General features: G+C 44.0%; 19 protein-coding genes. All 19 read left to right on the top strand.

The annotated features are described in order from the left end of the window. Positions 1–75 precede the first annotated feature (75 nt). On the top strand, positions 76–900 hold the full coding sequence (locus tag HCJ96_RS06535) for a flagellin N-terminal helical domain-containing protein (protein WP_169210033.1): 825 nt from the start codon (positions 76–78) through the stop codon (positions 898–900). Positions 901–2,145: 1,245 nt separating this feature from the next. Continuing rightward, positions 2,146–2,970 (top strand): flagellin N-terminal helical domain-containing protein, encoded by an 825-nt coding sequence (locus HCJ96_RS06530; RefSeq protein WP_169210225.1) that lies wholly within the window; start codon positions 2,146–2,148, stop codon positions 2,968–2,970. A 91-nt stretch (positions 2,971–3,061) separates the two neighbouring features. Further along, positions 3,062–3,493, top strand: a complete 432-nt coding sequence (locus HCJ96_RS06525; RefSeq protein WP_169210224.1) for a flagellar protein FlaG — start codon at positions 3,062–3,064, stop codon at positions 3,491–3,493. A gap of 13 nt (positions 3,494–3,506) precedes the next feature. Beyond that, on the top strand, positions 3,507–4,952 hold the full coding sequence (gene fliD / locus HCJ96_RS06520) for a flagellar filament capping protein FliD (RefSeq protein WP_169210223.1): 1,446 nt from the start codon (positions 3,507–3,509) through the stop codon (positions 4,950–4,952). Positions 4,953–4,996: 44 nt separating this feature from the next. Next, positions 4,997–5,425 carry a flagellar export chaperone FliS gene (gene fliS, locus HCJ96_RS06515; RefSeq protein WP_169210222.1) on the top strand — a complete coding sequence of 143 codons (429 nt, stop codon included), beginning with the start codon at positions 4,997–4,999 and terminating at the stop codon, positions 5,423–5,425. Beyond that, positions 5,422–5,739 carry a flagellar protein FliT gene (fliT, locus tag HCJ96_RS06510; RefSeq protein ID WP_169210221.1) on the top strand — a complete coding sequence of 106 codons (318 nt, stop codon included), beginning with the start codon at positions 5,422–5,424 and terminating at the stop codon, positions 5,737–5,739. The genes fliS and fliT overlap by 4 nt, the downstream gene beginning before the upstream one ends. Then, the gene (locus HCJ96_RS06505; protein ID WP_169210220.1) at positions 5,739–9,206 is read left to right on the top strand and encodes a motility associated factor glycosyltransferase family protein; all 3,468 of its coding nucleotides are present in this window, start codon (positions 5,739–5,741) and stop codon (positions 9,204–9,206) included. The genes fliT and HCJ96_RS06505 overlap by 1 nt, the downstream gene beginning before the upstream one ends. Beyond that, complete coding sequence (gene pseB, locus HCJ96_RS06500) at positions 9,196–10,203, top strand: UDP-N-acetylglucosamine 4,6-dehydratase (inverting) (protein WP_169210219.1); 1,008 nt, start codon at positions 9,196–9,198, stop codon at positions 10,201–10,203. The genes HCJ96_RS06505 and pseB overlap by 11 nt, the downstream gene beginning before the upstream one ends. Further along, complete coding sequence (pseC, locus tag HCJ96_RS06495) at positions 10,200–11,345, top strand: UDP-4-amino-4,6-dideoxy-N-acetyl-beta-L-altrosamine transaminase (RefSeq protein ID WP_169210218.1); 1,146 nt, start codon at positions 10,200–10,202, stop codon at positions 11,343–11,345. Before pseB ends, pseC begins: the two co-directional genes overlap by 4 nt. Further along, positions 11,342–12,031, top strand: coding sequence for a pseudaminic acid cytidylyltransferase (gene pseF, locus HCJ96_RS06490; RefSeq protein ID WP_169210217.1), 690 nt, complete (start codon positions 11,342–11,344; stop codon positions 12,029–12,031). Before pseC ends, pseF begins: the two co-directional genes overlap by 4 nt. Positions 12,032–12,033: 2 nt before the next feature. Then, positions 12,034–13,005 (top strand): glycosyltransferase family 9 protein, encoded by a 972-nt coding sequence (locus HCJ96_RS06485; protein ID WP_169210216.1) that lies wholly within the window; start codon positions 12,034–12,036, stop codon positions 13,003–13,005. Next, positions 12,998–14,053: a pseudaminic acid synthase gene (gene pseI / locus HCJ96_RS06480; protein ID WP_169210215.1), complete on the top strand. Its 1,056-nt coding sequence runs from the start codon at positions 12,998–13,000 to the stop codon at positions 14,051–14,053. Before HCJ96_RS06485 ends, pseI begins: the two co-directional genes overlap by 8 nt. Next, positions 14,050–15,057 carry a UDP-2,4-diacetamido-2,4,6-trideoxy-beta-L-altropyranose hydrolase gene (gene pseG, locus HCJ96_RS06475; protein WP_169210214.1) on the top strand — a complete coding sequence of 336 codons (1,008 nt, stop codon included), beginning with the start codon at positions 14,050–14,052 and terminating at the stop codon, positions 15,055–15,057. Before pseI ends, pseG begins: the two co-directional genes overlap by 4 nt. Positions 15,058–15,086: 29 nt before the next feature. Next, complete coding sequence (locus tag HCJ96_RS06470; RefSeq protein ID WP_169210213.1) at positions 15,087–15,635, top strand: GNAT family N-acetyltransferase; 549 nt, start codon at positions 15,087–15,089, stop codon at positions 15,633–15,635. Positions 15,636–15,649: 14 nt separating this feature from the next. After that, positions 15,650–15,889, top strand: a complete 240-nt coding sequence (locus HCJ96_RS06465) for a phosphopantetheine-binding protein (RefSeq protein ID WP_169210212.1) — start codon at positions 15,650–15,652, stop codon at positions 15,887–15,889. After that, positions 15,873–16,640, top strand: a complete 768-nt coding sequence (locus HCJ96_RS06460; RefSeq protein ID WP_169210211.1) for an SDR family NAD(P)-dependent oxidoreductase — start codon at positions 15,873–15,875, stop codon at positions 16,638–16,640. Before HCJ96_RS06465 ends, HCJ96_RS06460 begins: the two co-directional genes overlap by 17 nt. Beyond that, positions 16,640–18,019: an AMP-binding protein gene (locus HCJ96_RS06455; protein ID WP_169210210.1), complete on the top strand. Its 1,380-nt coding sequence runs from the start codon at positions 16,640–16,642 to the stop codon at positions 18,017–18,019. The genes HCJ96_RS06460 and HCJ96_RS06455 overlap by 1 nt, the downstream gene beginning before the upstream one ends. A gap of 80 nt (positions 18,020–18,099) precedes the next feature. Next, positions 18,100–19,191 carry a LuxE/PaaK family acyltransferase gene (locus tag HCJ96_RS06450; RefSeq protein ID WP_169210209.1) on the top strand — a complete coding sequence of 364 codons (1,092 nt, stop codon included), beginning with the start codon at positions 18,100–18,102 and terminating at the stop codon, positions 19,189–19,191. After that, the gene (locus HCJ96_RS06445; RefSeq protein WP_169210208.1) at positions 19,184–20,359 is read left to right on the top strand and encodes an acyl-CoA reductase; all 1,176 of its coding nucleotides are present in this window, start codon (positions 19,184–19,186) and stop codon (positions 20,357–20,359) included. Before HCJ96_RS06450 ends, HCJ96_RS06445 begins: the two co-directional genes overlap by 8 nt. Positions 20,360–20,437: the final 78 nt, after the last annotated feature.

Here is a 20,437-nt window from a genome sequence, read left to right as displayed (position 1 = left end):
CAGTGTGATTACCCCCTTACTTTGAATTGTTTTAGATAGCCTTTCGGGCTGGTCGATAAGTTTAGGAGAGAGTCCATGAGTATGTTTGTTAACACTAACGTTTCAGCATTAAACGCACAACGTCAAATGTTCGATACCAACAATGCGTTAAATACGTCGTTCGAGCGTTTGTCTTCAGGTTTCCGTATCAACAGCGCTGCTGATGATGCCGCCGGTCTACAGATTTCTGACCGTATGACCACCCAGGTACAGGGCCTGAACATGGCTGTGCGTAACGCCAACGATGCGATTTCATTATCGCAGACGGCGGAAGGTGCGTTAGATGAAACCACCAACACATTACAACGTATCCGTCAGTTAGCGATTCAGTCACAAAACGGGATTAACTCAGATGCTGACCGTGGCGCACTGCAAAAAGAAGTGGCGGCACTTAAAACTGAAATGTCACGTATTGCCTCTGACACTCAGTTCAACGGCGTGAACATTCTTAATGGGAGTTATTCAGCTGACTTCCAGGTGGGTGCCAACAGTGGCCAGACCATCAAAGTCGAGTTAACCCAAAATGGTGGCTTCGGTGCCTCAGGCCTGAATGTTGGCGGATTGGATATCAGCACCTCAGCAGGTGCAGCGGCTGCCCTTACCTCAATTGATGCGGCAATTTCTACCATCGGTGGAGCCCGTGCAGATTTAGGTGCTTTGCAGAACCGTTTTCAGTCGACTATCCGTAACTTAAGCAATGTTGCCGAAAATATTTCAGCGGCCCGCTCACGAATCAAAGACACTGACTTTGCTTCTGAAACCGCCGAACTGACGCGTAACCAGATCCTGCAGCAAGCTAGTACCACTATCTTGTCACAGGCAAAACAGCGTCCACAGGCAGCCTTGTCACTGCTTGGATAATCGCTAAACCACACAATGAAGGTCGGGTAATTACCCGGCCTTTTTTATTTTCAGTCTCGTCAGTGTCCACTGCTTTATTTTGATAAGAATTTTAGCTTAGGTTTAGGCTTTTCTGCGTTGATACATATGATGGTAAATCTTTCTCAGACGGACAAAAGAGAGGCGGGAGAGAAAAATTGCTGACTGGCGGGATGAAGCCAGGAGGTAGTGAGAGGTATGAGGTCTGAACTCCAACCCGCCGTCAGCTTGAGCAATAACAGTGAATTATTGCAGTATTTACAGCTTCATTTGGTGTAACCAACTTGAAGCGTCAGAATCGTGACTCTGACAATAAGTTACTAGCATTGATTATGCCAAGAACTAATTACCTATCCTCCGTTCTCCCTAAATTGCGAAGGCGCATAGCGTATTTCGCTGCAGAACTTGCGCGACAAAAATTAAAAGTAAATAGAAGAGGGTTTTAAGGTGGCAATACTATGTAAATTGATGCGCATGTTTGCCTATCATGCGGCGAAAACGCGCCGCACAAAAAGTTGCAGATTGCCAAACTCTAATAAAATGTAACGTAAAGAAATGAAGGTGACCTAAGCAGGTCACCTTTTCTTATAGGGCGTCGACTAGCAGGTTGAGAGTGTAGAAGGATGGTTGAGAGGCCAGTAAATTCTACTAAATCCCGCTAGCCGACTAAAACTATGACCAGTGATGAAATGCTAACTATCGATGCATAATTGCGCCTGCTAGTAAGCTTTTTCGCCAGCTTACTATCATTAGTGGCACAAACAAGGTGTAAGTTCAGTCATTTTAATGCATCCGAGTATGATTATTCTAGGCATTATTTATGCCATCTTCCTAAAAAATAAGCTAAGACAACCAAACTTGCGTTTAATGAACAATACGTTTGTATTTTGCTCTATACCTTCTATTTTCCATGATTTCATTGTTTGGAAGCCCTTAAAAAGAGGTAGTTCGGTTAATAGATAATTTATAAGATTAAAACTTTTTAATTTAAAAATTATTCAAAAACAACAGGATAGATTTGAATTCTAAATTTTTGTTAAATTTTACTAAAGATGGTTCAGATAGAGTCGATAACGTTAGTCGAGGGGTAATTTAATTATTAAATTGTGAAGTGGATTCACTTCAACCTTGAGTGGTTCGGCCGGAGTAGTGACCGTCTGGATCAGGTGATGAAGGATGTGATGAAAATTGAAAATAACAATATCGTCCGTCCCCAGGAGGTAAATTATGTCAATGTTTGTTAATACTAACGTATCTGCTTTGAACTCACAGCGTCAGTTGTTTTCTGTAAGTGATAAGTTGAATACATCTTATGAGCGCTTGTCATCTGGTTTTCGCATTAACAGTGCGTCAGATGATGCGGCAGGTCTACAAATCTCTAACCGTATGACGTCGCAGATTCAAGGTTTGAATCAGGCAGTACGTAATGCGAACGACGCTATTTCGTTGTCGCAAACCGCTGAAGGTGCACTTGATGAAAACACCAACTCGTTACAGCGTATTCGTCAATTAGCCATTCAGTCACAGAATGGCATCAACTCAAGTGCAGACCGTCAGGCGTTGCAAAAAGAAGTAACGGCGCTAATCGCCGAAATGTCACGTATCGGCACAGATACCGAGTTTAACGGCGTTAAAATTCTTAACGGAACCTATTCCTCTGACTTTCAGGTAGGCGCAAACTCTGGACAAACCATCTCGGTCGATTTGACAAAAACGGGTGGCTATGGTGCATCGGGCTTGAGCCTTGGTTCAGTCGATATCAGTACCTCTGCAGGCGCTGCGTCAGCATTAACCTCTATTGATGCGGCGATTTCTACCATAGGTGGAGCACGCGCTGATTTAGGTGCCTTGCAAAACCGTTTTCAGTCAACAATTCGTAATTTAAGTACTGTGTCTGAAAATATGTCGGCTGCACGCTCACGAATTCGTGACACTGACTTTGCTGCTGAAACCGCTGAGTTAACTAGAAATCAGATTATCCAACAGGCATCTATTTCTATGTTAAGTCAGGCGAAACAACGCCCTCAGGCTGCACTTTCGCTCCTTGGTTAATCTTAACCTGTATAATCTGGCTTAAAATAAAACGGGTGCCTACAATTATGTGGGCCCCGTTTAGTTGTATTTAAGAAGTGGGGGATGAGTCATGGAACTTGTAAATTCTCAAATGAGTCAACCTTTTGCGTCGTTCGATAAAGCCTCGCCGAATCGAAACGAAGAACAAAAGGGAATAAATACACAAGCAAAGACTGCTGAAACTACATCGGGGCAATACCCTGATAAAAGTGTTCAAGCTATTTCTGAATCTGCCGATAAAAAAGCAGGTGAGAGGAATCAAGTTGATTTTGAGACTGCGGCTCAACAAGTTGAAGCCTTTATGAAAGTACAAAGTCGCAATCTGTCTTTTTCGGTTGATGAAGAAACCAACCGTTCAGTAGTCACGGTAAAAGATGGAGAATCTGGTAAAATCGTACGGCAAATACCTTCAGAAGAGGTATTAAGACTAGCCGAACGAATACAGGATTTACAACAGGATGTTGGCAGAAGTGTCGGAGTGCTTTTTAGTAACAAAGTTTAGTGTGAGGTAAGCTATGTCAATTTCGTCGCTAGGTGTTGGTTCAGGGCTTGCGCTTGACGATCTGGTCAAGCAGTTGCTGGAAGCTGAGCGCAAACCAAAAAGTGATCGTCTGAATACCCGTGAAGAAAAAATCGAAGCGGAAATTTCGGGCTTGGGCGCTATCAAGTCAAAACTGTCTGAATTTAAAGATGCGATTAAAGCGCTTAGAGAAGACAAAGACATCAACGGTCGCGAACCGACCATCAAACATCCCAACGAAGAAACTGAAGTTTTTTCAGCTGATGCGTCAAGCTCTGCCTCGCGTGGCTCATACAAGATTGCGGTTTCTGAGCTGGCCTCTGGTAGTCGCATTGAAACGGCTGACGCTGCATTTGCATCAACCTCTGATTCAGTGCTTAGTGCGGGCAGCGGCTCACTAACCTTTAAAGTGGGCTCGACCGGCGACACCTTCTCAGTCAACGTGACCGCGGGCATGACCCTTTCTGAATTGCGTACAGCCATCAATGATAATGCTGACAACTTTGGCGTTAGCGCCAACATTATTGATACGGGTACCGCCGCAGGCGGCGCTAAACTGGTATTTACCTCTGAAGTTACCGGCGCGGGGAACGATCTACAAGTTGTTAACGATAATAACCTGGCTGAGCTGGATAGAGTTTCGACTACTGACTCATCGGAAACGGCAACCTATTTAACGCCTGTTAAAGCAGCAACCAATGCGAAAGCCACGATTGATGGCATTGCAGTAGAAAGTGAAACTAACAAGTTTGACAACACAATTGCCAACGTATCTTTTACGGCTAAAGATGTATCGCCTATGGCCGCTGACGGCGTTACGCCGGTAGCATCCACGCTGGAAATTGGTTTTGACAAAGAAGGTTTGGAAGAGAAAATTCGAAGCCTGGTGGAAAATTATAATGGTGTCATTTCCGAAATCAAGAAACTAACCAAGTATGGTGCATCAGAATTAGAAGATGACGGAGTACTGGCAGGTGATTCTCTTATTCGCGGTATGCAGGGCGGCTTAGGCTCAATAATGAGCAGCAACGTTTCAGCGTCTGCGTTAGGGGGGTTGTTCACTATCGGCGTCGAACTTAACAAAGACGGTGAGCTTGAAATTGGTACCACTAACTATGGGTTGGGTACCGGTGAGGATCGGCTCGAAGACGCATTGGAAGATAATTTTGATGAAATTGCCAAACTGTTTACTGACGAAAACGAAGGTATTGCAGTCAGGCTGTATGATTACATTGAGCAATATACATCGTCGAGTGGTTTGATAAGTACTCGTGAGAAAGCGGCTAAGCAGGACCAGGATCGGGTATACGATGACCGTGAACGCTTAGAGGTGAGAATGATTAGTTACGAACAAATGTTGCGTGACCGTTATCTGGGGCTGGATCAAACCATTGCAAAGATGAATCAAACGGGTTCTGCTTTGTTCGCTATGTTGGGTTAAGTTAAAAAATAAAAAGTAAAAAGTAAAAAGGTGTTGGAGTAGATATGTCACTTAAAGGTATTAATGCATACAAAAAAGGTAACGTTAAGCAGGATATCGCTAACGCGGATCCGCATCGATTGACGTTACTTCTGATGCAGGGAGCCCTGGATCGCATCGCCTTCGCAAAAGGCGCAATGGAACGCAAAGAGCATGCGGTAAAAAGCGAATATCTATCTCGCGTATCAGCGATATTGATTAACCTGCGTGATACCTTAGATCTGAAAGTGGGCGGCGAAGTTGCCGAAAATATGTACGCCCTTTACGATTACATGATTGATCGCTTAACCGATGCATTAGTAAAGAATGACTTGCAGATCCTTGACGAAGTGACTAGTTTATTAACACCAATTCGTGATGCATGGGTGCAAATTCCTCAGTCTGCGAAAGACGAGGCGTACGCGGCCATGGAACAACAACGACAAGCTGTGTGAAAATAGACGAACTTAATCATTCCCTGACCCCTCCAGCGCTGCAGCAGATTAATGAAAAAATTGCAGCGCTTTTATCTGCCGAAGAAGATGACGATCGAGTTACTAAGCTCAATCAATATGCAGATGAGCGCGATACCTTTATTCAGTCCTACTTGCAATCATTACCTTCTGAAAATGCTAAGGAATTTGCTAAACAGGAGATTGTGGTTAATGATAGACTAAAGGAAATTGCCCAGCAGATGCTGACCTCGGTTAAAGATGACATTACGCATTTTGTCCGCAGTCGATCAGCGGTTAAAAAGTACGAAAAATAATGCTAAAAAATGTCTTTCTTCATGTCGATGAAGATAAAGAAGTCCAAAATTCGATAGAACAGCACGCGTCTCCGCTAATTCTCCAACGTGAACAAAAAAATCTGGCCGCATTTAAGCGCTATATACCGCCGGTGTACGACCAGATTTTTAAAATACATAGCAATCACATCTCCATTCTATGTAACAAACATAGTGAAATAAACATTGTCAATACGGCGGAAGGTAGAACCTTTTATGATCTGAGTCCCAACGCTGAAGTTACCGAGCAGGTGAACCAATTTAGTCAACGAGCGTTGACCTTTAGTGTGGACACGTTTGAGCAACCTGCAGGCGAGGAAAATATCGCAGGTATTGATAGCCCGATTGCAAATAAGCTCTATACCAGTAATTCGGCGCCATCGCATATACCAGTATTAGTAGTGCTAGGCATCGGTGGAGCACTTCATTTACCCGAGTTGGTAAAACGGTATCAAATTGATCACTTGGTGATTTACGAACCAGAACCAGCCTATTTCAAGTGCTCACTGGCCATGGCTGATTGGCAGAAGATGCTGGGCGTAGCGGCAGAGAAAAACACGGCGATTTATATGATGCTGGGTGAGGATGGCAGCAACCTGGCCGATAACCTGACCGAGCTTTCAAGTGTTGCGAAGTTCGATGAGTTTACCGTCTTTAAACACTACAACCATCCAGTATTTGACCAACTTATCAATAGGCTGTGTGAGTTTCCCTGGCAACAATTTACACAAAAAACGGTAAAGCCCCAACCGATAGCCAGGTCGGAACAGTTTTTAGAAGAATTTACTTACCCTATTAACTATTCAGAGTGGTCCAGAACAAAGTTAGATATTGCAAAGTTCAGAAAAAACTTAGACGCATTTAAAAAATTTATACCAAACCTGTACGACGAGTTTAACCACTACTACCCCGAATTCTGGTTTCCGGTAGCGAATGATGAGGGCCAGGTAAACCTGCTGAATGTGGCAACTATGACGCCACTTTATGGCAGCAATCCCCAGGCAGAGCACACTAAAAGTATCGAGGTTTTCAAGAAGTACCCAAATAATGATGGATTAGTACTGAACTTCACAGGTAAAAAACTTAAATCATATCTGCATTATCAGATGGTGGCTGAAGTAGATGAAGTGTTAAAGGAAGTAGAGGATGAGCAGCGCCCTTTACCCGAAACTGTTAAAGCTATCATAATATTCGGAATTGGGACTGGCTATGGGTTTGAACAGTTAGCGAATGAAAACAGGCTGGAAAAAGTCTTTATCTGTGAGCCCAACAGAGACTTTTTCTATGCATCGTTATTTGCTATCGACTGGCACCAAATCCTTGAAAAAATTGAGCAGGAAGATAAACGGATCTATCTGAATATTGGTGATGATGGCACCCACTTAATTGAAGACCTGCTGACACAATTCCATACGGTTGGCCCTTATCTGTTGGCTAGCACGTTTTTCTATCAGGGGTATTACAATCGCTATTTAACTCGCGCCATCCAAAATTTAAGAGAACAGCTTCAGGTTATCGTTTCTCTCGGTGACTACTTTGACCACTCTAAATACTGTATCGCTCATACACGTTGGGGGATGGAGAACGAAATACCCGTATTAAAAGCTGATGCACGGCAATACTTAAGTGCCGATGAGAAAGATACGCCAGTATTTATAGTGGGCAACGGCCCCTCACTAGATAATTTGATTGACCTGATTCAGGAATATCAGGGTCAGGCAATAATTGTCTCATGCGGTACAGCGCTAAAAACTTTGTATAAGCACGGCATTACGCCGGATTTCCACGCTGAAATTGAATCAAACCGTGCCACTTACGATTGGACGGTAAGGGTTGGCGACTTAGATTACCTGAAAAAAATAACCCTGCTAAGTTGTAATGGCATTCACCCGGATACCTGTAACCTTTTCAAAGATGTCTATATCGCGTTTAAGGAAGGCGAGTCTGCGACCGTAGCAATTTCAAAACTTTTTGACGAATTCCCTTACACCAGACTTCATCACGCTTACCCTACCGTGACCAACTTTGTGGCTAATTTTTTTACCGAGGTTGGTTTTACCCAGCTCTATTTGATGGGTGTTGATCTAGGTTTTATAGATGTAAAGCATCACCACTCTAAATCATCCGGTTATTATTCTGATGATGGTAAGGAGATTTATGATTTTGCGAAAAGTATTAAAACGACACTTACTATCGAAGGTAATTTTAGACCTTTCGTTAAAACTAAATATGAGTTTAGATTAGCAATAACAATATTGGAAAAAGCGCTATCAAGAGCAAGAGATGTTTATAATTTAAATGATGGTGCCAAAATTCGTGGTTCGATACCTCTTGTTAAAGATCACCTTATGATTACGGGTTCACGAAAAGGTAAACAACAAACATTATTTAACTTAAAAAATAAATGTTTTTATTCACTCGCATCCTCCACCTTTACCAATTCATTTAATTCCAAGTTTAGACACGATATTACGTGTATTGAGATAAAAGAATTAATTAAAACTGCGCGAAAAAAAATTGACTCTGTATCAAATGCTGAAGCACATTTGAATGAGCAACGTAGTTTTTTGATTGGCTCCTATTTTAGGCAGCAGAGCCTCTTATTTTATTATCTCAATGGCTCCTTTAACTTTATTAGCAGTGCAATGATGAAAATAGTCAATGTCGATGACTCAAAAACTGCATTAAAGTTAATTCGTCGGTTGCAAGAGATCTGGACTTATTATTTGTTGCAAATTCAAACATTGCAGGTAAATGCAGCAAGAGATTTCTGTTACATTACCAATATGGGCGCTGAAAGAGCACCAATAATTCTGAGGGACTACTTAAAGAACAATCCATTTAAAGTAGTGGCTAATCCTGAAAGCAAGCAGCCTTTTATAAATTTCTACTTAGAGAAAATGGATCTGTACTTTACTAATACAAGCTCAATGATTTTGCATCAAAATTGGGATAATCATGAACCGCCTTTGTCCTGCCACAAAGAAATTAATGTCCTTCGGTCTCAAACTGCTTTCATTAAAAATTTGCGGGAAAAAAAGGTGAGCGTTTTATTACCAGGTGACTGGAAGGAACCTGGTAAGCCAACTTTTTGCAACGACTTTCAAAGAGCTGCGATTTCCTTTATTGCATCGACAGCTAGCGCTAAGTTCATTGGCTTTTTAGGTCGATTAAATGTGCTAGAAACTGATGATGTATCTAGTCTTTATGACATTGATATATTTAGCGAATTTATAGTCTACGAACTAGGTTCAGCAATGTTAGGTTTGGCAAACGAATATTTAAACGCTGACGAGCAGCTATTAGCCGACGGCACAAGGGCCAAATTGATTCCCCGAAAATTGAAGAAAACTGACTTTGTTAGCCACGTTATCACTGGTGCCGAAAGCAAAGAGGGCAAATCAATTCTAAAAGAGCGATACAAGTCTGAGGTCACGAATGACAAATAAGTTCGATAATAGCTCTATCTTAATCACTGGCGGTACCGGTTCTTTTGGGAAGCGCTTCGTCAAATTTCTTTTAGCGACTGCGAATCCGAAGAAAATTATTATTTATTCGAGAGACGAGCTTAAACAATATGAAATGCATCAGGTTTTCGATCAACCTTGTATGCGTTACTTTATCGGAGATGTTAGAGATAACGAACGCCTTAAAATTGCCATGAAGGGAGTTGATTACGTAATTCATGCTGCTGCATTAAAGCAAGTTCCAGCTGCTGAATATAACCCTAATGAATGTATCAAGACTAATATCAATGGTGCACAGAACGTTATAGATGCTGCGATAGCGTGCAATGTCCCAAGGGTAATTGCGTTATCTACCGACAAAGCAGCCAATCCGGTTAATTTATACGGTGCAACAAAACTTGCCTCAGATAAGTTATTCGTAGCCGCTAATAACATTTCCGGAGCTAATGGTACACGTTTTTCCGTGGTACGCTACGGCAATGTTGTCGGCTCGCGAGGTTCAGTTGTACCGCTTTATAGAAAAATGATTAAAGAGGGGATCAAGAAGCTTCCAGTCACCCACGCAGAAATGACCCGCTTCTGGATTACTTTAGATGAAGGCGTAGAGTTCGTTGTTAAAAACTTCGCTCGCATGCAAGGTGGCGAAATTTTCGTCCCAAAAATCCCGTCTATTCGCATCATTGATTTAGTTGAAGCGATGAGCGGAAGCCGAGAGTACGAACTTATTGGCATTCGCCCTGGCGAAAAGCTCCACGAATTAATGGTGCCAGAGGAAATGGCCCACCATACCGTAGAGTTTGATGATCATTACGTTATTACCCCTGCCATTAAGTTTTTCGATAAAAATGTTAATTACCTGAAAAATAAAGCTGGCGAAACAGGTGTTGCGGCGCCGGATAAGTTTGAATATCACTCTGGTCGCAACCCCCATTTCTTAACCGTGGATGAGTTAAAAGAGCTGGACAAGGTGACAGAATGATCCCTTATGGTTGTCACGATATTCAAGAATCGGATATAGACGCTGTTGTTGATGTACTCAAAAATGAATTTTTAACTCAGGGCGCACAGGTTCCGGCTTTTGAACAGGCCTTGTGTGACTACACCGGTGCAAAGTATACGGTAGCTGCCAACAGCGGCACCTCTGCATTGCATATCGCGTGCTTAGCCGCTGAGATCGGACCCGGTGACTTGGTGTGGACGTCGCCAAACTCTTTTGCAGCCTCGGCAAATTGTGCTTTGTATTGTGGTGCCAGGGTGGACTTTGTCGATATCGATCCTGACACCCGTAACATGTCGATTAGTGCGCTAGAGGAGAAAATTGCGCACGCGAAAAAGCAAAAGACCTTACCCAAAGCAATAGTGGTGGTACATTTTGCTGGCAGCAGTTGTGATATGAAAGCCATTAGCGAGTTAACCAACCCTTATGGCATCGTTCTCATTGAGGATGCGGCGCATGCATTAGGGGGCCGGGATGCACAGGACAACAATGTGGGTAAGTGTACTTATACCGATATGACGGTATTAAGTTTTCATCCGGTCAAATCCATTACCTCGGCCGAGGGGGGAGCGGTAACCACAAATTCTGAGCGTTTCAGGCAAAAGCTTAAGCTGTTTGCCTCTCATGGTATCACCCGGGACCCTGCAATGTTGAATACAAGCGACGCTCAACAGGGCTGGTTCTACACTCAACTTGAACTTGGTTATAATTATCGGTTAAGTGACCTGCATGCTGTATTAGGCAAAAGCCAGCTGCAAAGACTGGATGGATATATCGCAGCCAGACGTGAAAGGGCTAAAAGGTATGATCACGCTTTGCCCTCGCTGCCAGTAAAAAAGCCATTGATGGATGACAATAGTGCCTGGCATTTGTATACCATCGAATTAACCGAGCACTCACGACAATATGTGTTTGATACCCTGCGTAAAAATGGTGTGGGGGTCAATGTGCATTATATTCCGATCCATCTCCACCCTTACTATCAGAACTTAGGCTTCAGGAAGGGCCAGTTTACTAACGCAGAAACCTATTATGACAGGGCATTGAGCCTTCCCTTGTATCCCACGTTAAGCGAAGCTGACCAACAACATGTTATTACCCAGCTTGAGCAGGTGTTAAGTTGAATATCGCAGTAATACCAGCGCGTGGCGGCAGCAAACGTATAAAGCACAAAAATATCAAATCGTTTGCGGGTAAACCGCTTATTGCCTATTCCATAGACGCGGCGATTAATAGTCGCCAGTTTGATGAAATTATTGTTTCAACAGATTCTCCAGACATTGCGAAAATAGCGCGCGAGTGCGGCGCAACGCTAGTTATTGAGCGACCGGCCAATCTGGCCGATGATTTTACTGGCACGACACCTGTAGTACAGCACGCAATCAAAGAATACGAACGCCTTTATCAGGCAGTTGATTTTGTGTGTTGTATTTATGCCACCGCGCCTTTTTTAAGTGCAGACTATCTTTTGCAAGGCATAAATCAGCTTAAACAGGATGAGAAAAAACAATATGCCTTTTCGGTGACGACATTTGATTTTCCCATTCAACGAGCCATCAGGTTAGCAGCCGGCGGGGTAGAGCCCATCGATAGCTCCAAAATGGGTAAACGTTCGCAAGACTTAGAAGAGTGCTATCACGACGCAGGGCAATTTTACTGGGGCCGCAAAGAGGCTTTTTTAGCTGGGGCCCCCACTTTTGCACATCACAGTATACCTGTCATACTTCCCAGATATCTTGTTCAGGATATCGATACGCCAGAAGACTGGCAGCGCGCTGAACTCATGTATAATGCATATATTGAAGGATAGCCATGGCGGAGAAAATTCTCGTTATCAGAATGATGGAAAGTTTCGATGTGGCTGCTATCGGTGTACCTGCCATCAGGCATCTTAAACGCTGCTTCCCTGAGGCTGATATCCACTGCCTTACCTTTGGTCAGGGCAGCGAAATAGTCCGCCTGGCAGAACCCGATGTAACTGTTTTGGATCTTGCCCAGGCTGACTGGCCAGAAGACTTTGTTGCTGCGATGGAAGTGTTTCTCGAACTGGCAGAAATTATCAACAGTTACAACTATACCGAGATCATAAATCTGGATACTTGGTTCATGCCCTGCTTTATGGCAAGGTTTTTAAAAGATGCAGGGGAACCTGTTATCGGCAATACGCTGAATCGCTCAGTACAAGATATCATTGATGACTTCAAACACCAGTCTCTATCAGCTGATTACGTAAATTCACCTGAGCAATACCTGCAGAGCACATGGACTGGCATGCACAGTTGGTTTGAAAATTGGTGGCTGCATGGAGAACCTCCTGAGGGTGGCTATCCTGAATTTTATTTACGTAGGTGCTGTGGATTTGCCGATATTAATATGGACATCTCAATTGATGTTGATGCCGAAAAAATGATTGAAAGTCAGCCACTAAAAACCATTGCGCTGGCTTTGAGTGGTGCCTCTTCTACCGAGTGTTACCCATTCTCTGATGAGCTTGCGCGCCAGCTTACGGCGAGGGACTTTAAAGTATATTCAGGTCTGGATGATGAGGCAAAAATGCAGGAAAAGCTTAGTAAGCTTAAGGCATGCGATCTTCTGGTAAGCATTCCCGCGGGTGCACAGTGGTTAGCGGCTGCAGTCAACACGCCAGTTTTACTAATTAGCGGCCGTATCGATCCGCAGACAATCATGCCTGATTACGCTACTGAAATGAGCGACCAGCCAGTATCGGTGGAAAGTTTAGTGGAAGGAATAATTCAAATTATAGAGGGGAAGGCTAATGCATGATACCCGCATTGGTAAACGCTTTATCGGTTCCACAGAGCCCCCGTTTATTATTGCAGAACTGAGTGGCAACCATAGCCAGGATTTCGAGCTGGCGAAAAAAATGGTCAAGGCTGCGGCAGAAGCGGGTGCACATGCGATAAAATTGCAAACTTATACTGCTGATTCAATGACTCTGGATGTCGATAACGACGAGTTTGTGATCAAAGAAAAAGATAATTTATGGCACGGTGAATCGTTGCATGCGTTATATAAGAAAGCGGCGACACCTTATGAGTGGCATGAACCGTTGTTCACATTAGCCAATGACCTGGGCATGGTGGCGTTCAGCTCCCCTTTTGATGCCGATGCGGTGGATTTTCTTGATAGCCTGAACGTACCCTGCTTTAAGATTGCCTCGTTTGAATTGACCGATATTCCGTTGATTGCGCATGCCGCCAGTAAAGGCAAACCTTTAATTATGTCAACGGGCATGGCGAGCTTACAAGAAATTGAAATGGCTGTTAAATGTGCTAAGGAAAACGGCTGCGACAATATTATCTTGCTTAAATGCACAAGCACGTATCCTGCAGATCCCGGTAATACCAACTTAAGAACCATTCCAAATATGCGCGACGCCTTTGGCTGTCAAGTGGGGCTTAGCGATCACACGGGCGGTATCGGCGCAGCGGTAGCTTCCGTTGCATTAGGTGCGACGGTAATTGAAAAGCATTTTGTGCTTGACCGACATGCAGGTGGGGTGGATGCCGCCTTTTCGTTAGAGCCTGGTGAATTAGCACAATTGGTTACCGAAACGGAACGAGCGTGGTTAGCATTGGGCAACGTGCGTTACGGAGCTACGGCTGCTGAAGAGAAATCAAAACAGTACCGGCGTTCAATATATGTATCGCAAGATATGAACGCTGGCGAGGTGTTTTCTGAACACAATCTAAAAGTGGTTCGTCCCGCATTCGGCCTGGCGCCATGCCATTTTGCGTCAGTGATAGGTAAAAGAGCGGCTACGTCATTGAAAAAAGGCACTGCACTTAAGTGGGAGCAGGTCGTCTCTTGAGATCATTGTTATTCAGAGTACTTGCATCGGCTCAAACTGGTGCGGGCCACCTTATGCGTAGTCTTGCGCTGGCTCAGGCTGCAGAAAAATGTGGTGTACCCAGTGTATTTTTGTTAGATGCAGACGCTAAATCCATTGCAACTAAACGGCACGACTGGAATTTTCAGATTATTGATTTTCCTTCTGAGCTTTGTGCCAAAGAGGAGGGTAACTGGATTAGCCAGCAAGCGAGAGAGCAGGATGCCGCAGCGATAATTTTTGACGGATACACATTTGCTGCTGAGACCATCCTAGCGAGCCGCAGTGAGAGTTGTACGCTGGTGTTAATGGATGATGGTATGACATCGGTAACGCAATTCGTGGATATTATTGTAGATCCCACAGCAGACCCTAAAGATGATTCTGAACAACAGTTGTGTTGCTACGGACCTGAATTTAGGCTGCTGCGCAGGGAATTTGCCGAGATTGCACCAAAACCAATACACCAGCGAAACGGTATAGCCATCAATCTGGGTGGGAGTGATACTAAGAATTTGACTATCCCATTGTTAATGGCCATTTCGAAAAGGTTGCCCAATCTGCCTATCCGTGTGGTAACGGGCCCGGCATACCAATGGCTAACCGATCTGGAGATATGTGTCGCTGCGCTCTCAAACCCCATTCAACATTTACATAACTGCCAGGATATGAGTGACGTCTGGAACAATGCTAAATTGGCCATCAGTGCAGCTGGGGGCAGTCAGTTCGAGTTGGGAACATGTGCAACGCCTTCGATTTTGCTTATAGTTGCAGATAATCAGAGAGAGGCCACTAAACGGGCCGCAAAAGAAGGCTGGGTGCGGAGTTTTGATTGTACCGAAAGCGTGCAATTTGAAGATATCGCAAGCTGCGTAGACGCACTTTTGAAAGAAGATTTACAAGCCTTGTCAGATAATGCCAAAGGGCATTATGATGCTGAAGGTGCAATGAGGCTGTTGAAAAAAATTGCTGAACATCAAATATGATAAATGTTTATCACTCTTCACAAGGCCCTGTGATAACTGGGTTTCAAGTTACATTGCGCCCAGTTGCGCAAAATGATTTAAGCCAACTTAGAGAGTGGCGCAATAGCGAGTCTGTGCGACAGCAGATGCTTTCTACCGATGTTATCTCAGAAGAACAGCAGTACGCCTGGTTTAAAAAAATCCAACGTGATGATTCACAGCAGCACTGGGTTGTGGAATATAAAGGGCAAGCAATCGGTGCGACGAATATTAAAGTGCGATTTCATGGCGACTCACTAACTACAGCAAAAACGCTGGAGCCCGGGTTGTATATTGGCCACCCTGGGTACCAGGGTAATATACTTGCTTTTGCGCCCACCCTGGCATTGTATGATTACTGCTTTAGGGATCTGCCAGTAGAAAGTTTTTTTGCGGTGGTTAAAGCGGAGAATAAAGCGGCGTTAAAATATAATCAGCAACTTGGCTATCAAGTCGTCAATCAGGCAGAATTAATTGATTTACGCTTGCAAAAAGAAGAGTTTGAGCGGCACACTGGTTTAATCAGGCGATTACTTTCCAGGTCGCCGCGTAAAGGATAATAAGGTCGTATAGAGTGGATAACAACGCAAAAATTAAGCAGGTATTCTGTCACGCCCTGGGGATTCAACCAGAGCAGGTGACCGATGACTTGACCTACAACACAATCGAACAATGGGATTCAACTGCGCACATGATACTGGTCGCAGAATTAGAAGATAGCTTTGATGTGATGCTAGACACGGATGACATCATCGATATGAGCACGGTGGGCAAAGCAAAAGAAATTCTGGCAAAGTATGACGTCCAATTCTGATCCTAATAGCCTCAAGGGTAAGTCAGTTTTAGTGACCGGGGCCACGGGAGAGATTGGACAAGCCATTGTTGCCGCGTGTCTCAAGTCAGGAGCTTCGGTCTTCGCTAATGCCCGTGATGAAGATAAGCTTGCGCCACTGCTTGACAGTTGGGCAGGGAAAGTCGTACCGCTCATCTACGATGTAACAGATGAAAAAGCCGTAAAAGAACAATTTCGCCAAATTCAAAAAATGCAGATGCAATCAGATATCGGGCCTTTGCATGGTTTAGTGAATAACGCTGGTGTGATGTTTGAAGCGCCTATAACTGTTAGCTCTATGGATAAGCTTAAAGAGCAATTAAATATTAATTTTCTGGCACCCTATCAGCATATGCAACTTGCCTGTAGATTGATGGCGCGGCAACGTAAAGGATCAATTGTTAATGTTCTCTCTCAAGTAGGTGAACTTGGTAGTTCCGGCATGAGCGCTTATGCATCAAGCAAAGCCGCGTTGAAAGGCGCTACTGTATCGCTGGCCAAAGAATTAGCCCCTGTGGGTATTCGCGTAAACGGTGTGGCGCCTGGCTTTATTGACACAGCAATGACCAGACATTACGACCAGGAAAGGCGCGACATTGTGTTGCAGCGTATTGTTATGAAGCGTGCCGGCACACCAGCCGATGTGGCTAAAGCCGTCAGCTTTTTATTATCCAACCAATCGGCTTACACCACCGGGCACATACTGCCGGTGGATGGGGCATTTTGCCCTTAATGTCGTTTCCCTTGTTTAATCGCTCACTGGATCAATTCGGCGCCGCCCCCGCGTTAATCAGTGACGCCGATTCAATCACCTATGCCGGGCTGCAAAAACGCGTTGACCAACGAATAAATGAATGGCAGTTGCGCGTGGGCAGTCTGCGACCGTTAATGTTACTGCGAATGGCTAACACCATTGACAGCGTCGTCAACTATTTAGCCTGTCTGCAAGCTCATTATCCGTGCATTGTAGTTAACAGCAATGCGCGGGACGAAATCGTAGCCGCGATTGTTCAGCAGTTTTCTCCCAATGTCCTGATTGAAGAAGGAAGCTTTCGGTTACTATCTCAACAGCAGCTTAATCTGGCAGCTGAATTAGCGATCCTGTTATCCACATCAGGCTCTACAGGCAGTCAGCAATTTGTCGCTTTGTCGATGCAGAATCTGATTGCCAATACACGCTCTATTTTGGCTTTCTTACCCATTGAAAATAGCGATGTAACATTAGCTTCATTACCATTTTCCTATTCATATGGGCTGTCTGTATTGCATACCCATCTAGCGATGGGCGCAGGTGTTCGTCTGACTGATCTGACCGTGATGGATAAAGGTTTCTGGACACTATTGAAAGAGGCCAACATCGCTTCGCTAAATGGCGTTCCCAGTTGGTATGAAATGCTGCTGCGTTTGCGGTTTGAGCGCAACGTTTTGCCGAATCTGCGTTATTTGACTCAGGCTGGCGGCAAGTTAGCTGAACCATTGGTGGTCAAACTTGCTGACTATGCTGATCACAATAACAAACAATTGTTCGTAATGTACGGTCAAACCGAAGCCACCGCCCGTATGGCATACCTTCCTGCCCACAAGGTCGCCGCAAAGCCTGGCAGCATCGGACAGGCTCTCCCTGATGGTCAACTTGCTATCATAAATGAAGATGGCGAACCCATAAGGAGTGCACTAGAAAAAGGTGAATTAGTCTATCAGGGACCCAATGTGATGTTGGGGTATGTCAATAAACATGAAGGGCTGGCCTCATTTTCACCATCACATACCCTACATACCGGTGACATCGGCTATTTCGACGAAGAGGGTGACTTTTTTATTACTGGCAGGCTGAAGCGGATAATTAAACTGTTCGGAGAGCGGTGTAGCCTTGATGAGGTTGAATTTGCTTTGATGCAATCAGGTTCTGATGTGCGCTGCGTGGGAAAAGACGATGAACTTGTTATCTGCTGTACTTCGGGCCAGTGCGATGCGATAAAGCAGTGCGCCATTCAGTTGCTTCGGGTTCCGCCAAAGTCGATAAAAACCTACCAGATTAAAGAATGGCCGCTACTGGCAAATGGTAAAACAGATTATACCGCGTTATATGACCAACTCCTTGTCAATGCTTGATATTGTAAGGTTAATTCATCAAAATCAGCACTAACAGGCAAATTTCTGTCGTAAAAGATTGATAAAACCAGAGTGAATGAATGTCAGAATCTTCCTATCAGCAATATCTGGGTACGCTTTTTGAAGCTGGCACTGACACTATTGATCAGTCACAAAAGTCTGCCATTTTGCTGGAGTGCTTTCGGTTTTTACATCAGCACCATTATGCTAACTGCGAAGAGTATCAGCGCATAACGTCACTCTCTCAGGTAAAGTTTGAACGCTACGAAGACCTGCCTTTCCTGGCCGTAAGACTATTCAAGTTTTACGAATTAAAGAGCGTTCCGCAGGCGGAGGTGTTCAAAACACTTAGCTCGTCAGGTACCACCGGGCAAACGCCTGCCCGCATTTTTCTGGATAAACAGACCAGTGCCAGACAAAGCAAGGTGCTGGTGAATATCATGCAGTCTTTTATCGGTAAACAGCGCTTACCAATGCTTATCATTGATTCGCCAGCGGTGCTGAAAAACCCCACCTTGTCGGCGCGGGGGGCCGGTATACAGGGCATGGCATTTTTCGGCCGCGATCATACTTACGCCCTGAACGTAGACATGTCACTGAATGTGGATGCCATTACTCAATTTTCTGAAAAGCATCAGGGTAAGCCGGTACTGTTATTTGGTTTTACCTTCATGGTGTGGTTGCACTTTATCCAGGCTTTACAACAGCGTAATTTGCAACTGCCATTCACTGATGGTGTGCTTATTCATAGCGGTGGCTGGAAGAAATTAACTGAACAGCAAGTCAGTAATCAGGTATTCAAAGAAACCTTAAAAGAGGTAACCTGTATAGCAAAAGTGCATAACTTTTACGGTATGGCTGAGCAGGTAGGCAGCGTGTTTGTCGAGTGTGAAAAAGGCCACCTGCACGCTCCGCCGTTTGCCGATATTCTCATCCGCAACCCTTACACTCTTGAACCGCAATCAAATGGTGAACAAGGACTTATTCAGGTGCTCTCGGTCATCCCCACCAGCTATCCGGGCTTTAGTTTACTTACGGAAGATATAGGTAAAATGCTGGGCGAAGATGATTGTGAATGTGGCAGGGCAGGGCGTTATTTTGTTGTCGAAGGCCGCTTACCTAAAACCGAGATAAGAGGGTGCAGTGATACAGTGAGGTCCACTGATGGATAAAAGCCTGGTAACGCAAGTAACTAATGTACAAGACTTAAGTACTCTTAATCTTTTTAAAAGTGAGAATTTCAGGCCTTATGATAAATTGGTTGTCGCGTTTATATCTGAGCTGTCTGACAGGTTATTGAAAAACACGGACCAGAATTTTTCTGAGTTAGTTGCCTTGGGTTTTTGGTTGCGTGAAAGAAGCCTTGAAAAAGAGTTTAAACCCTATTTTTCCAGTCTTCGCAAACCCGTTGGTTTAGTTGTCCACTACACTCCGGCAAACGTCGATACTATGTTTGTTTACAGCTGGATAACCTCTTTAATTTGCGGAAACAAAAACATTGTAAAACTCAGCTCATTGTTATCAGACTTACAAAGGACACTGCTTGAGAACATTCAATATGTTTTGAGTAAATCAGACTTTTCACCTATTTCGAATACAAACTTATTTGTGCAATTCGATAAGTCCAATAATGCAGCAGCAGATACTGTAAGTATGAGTGCTGATGCACGGATTCTATGGGGAGGTGATGAGAGTGTTTCCGCTATTCGACAGCTCCCAATCAAACCAAGATGCCGGGATATAAGTTTTTCAGACCGCTATTCAGCAAGTGTTTTAAATGGCAACAGTCTGACAGAATTAAACCTTGATGATGTAGCGGGAAGATTTTATCGCGATATTCATCCTTTTGAGCAGCAAGCATGTTCTTCTCCAAAAATTTTGTTTTGGCAAGGAGACGCTACCCTTCAGTCTGCATTTTTTAAATCCCTAGGCGATAAATTCAACGACAAATATTCAATTACGCTTAAAAACGAGCAGTTCATTATGGCGCAATCAATGGCTGTAATTGGCAATATCGAAGATGCTCAAATCTATAATAAATTATTGGTTTTAAAAATGTCGGCTTGCTCACCCCTGGACCTGACTTTTCACAACGGCCAGTTTTCAATCTGGGTGGTACCGATAGAAGAAATTAAAGACCTGACCAAATATTGTGACGAAAAAATGCAAACGTTGAGTTATTGGGGAATAGATAAAGGGGATCTGGTTAAGTTTTTAACCGGCCCGTCGATAAAGGGTATTGACCGACTGATACCATTAGGACAAGCATTATCATTTTCGTCTAACTGGGATGGATATAGTCTGGTTGATCAGCTCACAAGAGTTATTAGTGTTGAGTAGTGGTGAAGTTACTCATTACAGTATTTGTTCACACTGTGGCCGTAAATATAAAATTAAAACTATCGAATAGATGACAAT

The organism is Alteromonas ponticola, from assembly GCF_012911815.1.
Lineage (GTDB): Bacteria > Pseudomonadota > Gammaproteobacteria > Enterobacterales > Alteromonadaceae > Alteromonas > Alteromonas ponticola.
The sequence above is the reverse complement of the archived record's forward strand: the minus strand, read 5'-3'. Positions and strand labels throughout refer to the sequence as shown.

Coding starts and splice junctions, on each gene's coding strand:
- pseI (WP_169210215.1), top strand. CDS start 12,998: ATGCATGATACCCGCATTGGTAAACGCTTTATCGGTTCCACAGAGCCC.
- HCJ96_RS06485 (WP_169210216.1), top strand. CDS start 12,034: ATGGCGGAGAAAATTCTCGTTATCAGAATGATGGAAAGTTTCGATGTG.
- HCJ96_RS06445 (WP_169210208.1), top strand. CDS start 19,184: ATGGATAAAAGCCTGGTAACGCAAGTAACTAATGTACAAGACTTAAGT.
- fliS (WP_169210222.1), top strand. CDS start 4,997: ATGTCACTTAAAGGTATTAATGCATACAAAAAAGGTAACGTTAAGCAG.
- HCJ96_RS06530 (WP_169210225.1), top strand. CDS start 2,146: ATGTCAATGTTTGTTAATACTAACGTATCTGCTTTGAACTCACAGCGT.
- HCJ96_RS06525 (WP_169210224.1), top strand. CDS start 3,062: ATGGAACTTGTAAATTCTCAAATGAGTCAACCTTTTGCGTCGTTCGAT.
- HCJ96_RS06460 (WP_169210211.1), top strand. CDS start 15,873: ATGACGTCCAATTCTGATCCTAATAGCCTCAAGGGTAAGTCAGTTTTA.
- HCJ96_RS06455 (WP_169210210.1), top strand. CDS start 16,640: ATGTCGTTTCCCTTGTTTAATCGCTCACTGGATCAATTCGGCGCCGCC.
- HCJ96_RS06535 (WP_169210033.1), top strand. CDS start 76: ATGAGTATGTTTGTTAACACTAACGTTTCAGCATTAAACGCACAACGT.
- pseB (WP_169210219.1), top strand. CDS start 9,196: ATGACAAATAAGTTCGATAATAGCTCTATCTTAATCACTGGCGGTACC.
- pseC (WP_169210218.1), top strand. CDS start 10,200: ATGATCCCTTATGGTTGTCACGATATTCAAGAATCGGATATAGACGCT.
- HCJ96_RS06450 (WP_169210209.1), top strand. CDS start 18,100: ATGTCAGAATCTTCCTATCAGCAATATCTGGGTACGCTTTTTGAAGCT.
- HCJ96_RS06505 (WP_169210220.1), top strand. CDS start 5,739: ATGCTAAAAAATGTCTTTCTTCATGTCGATGAAGATAAAGAAGTCCAA.
- fliD (WP_169210223.1), top strand. CDS start 3,507: ATGTCAATTTCGTCGCTAGGTGTTGGTTCAGGGCTTGCGCTTGACGAT.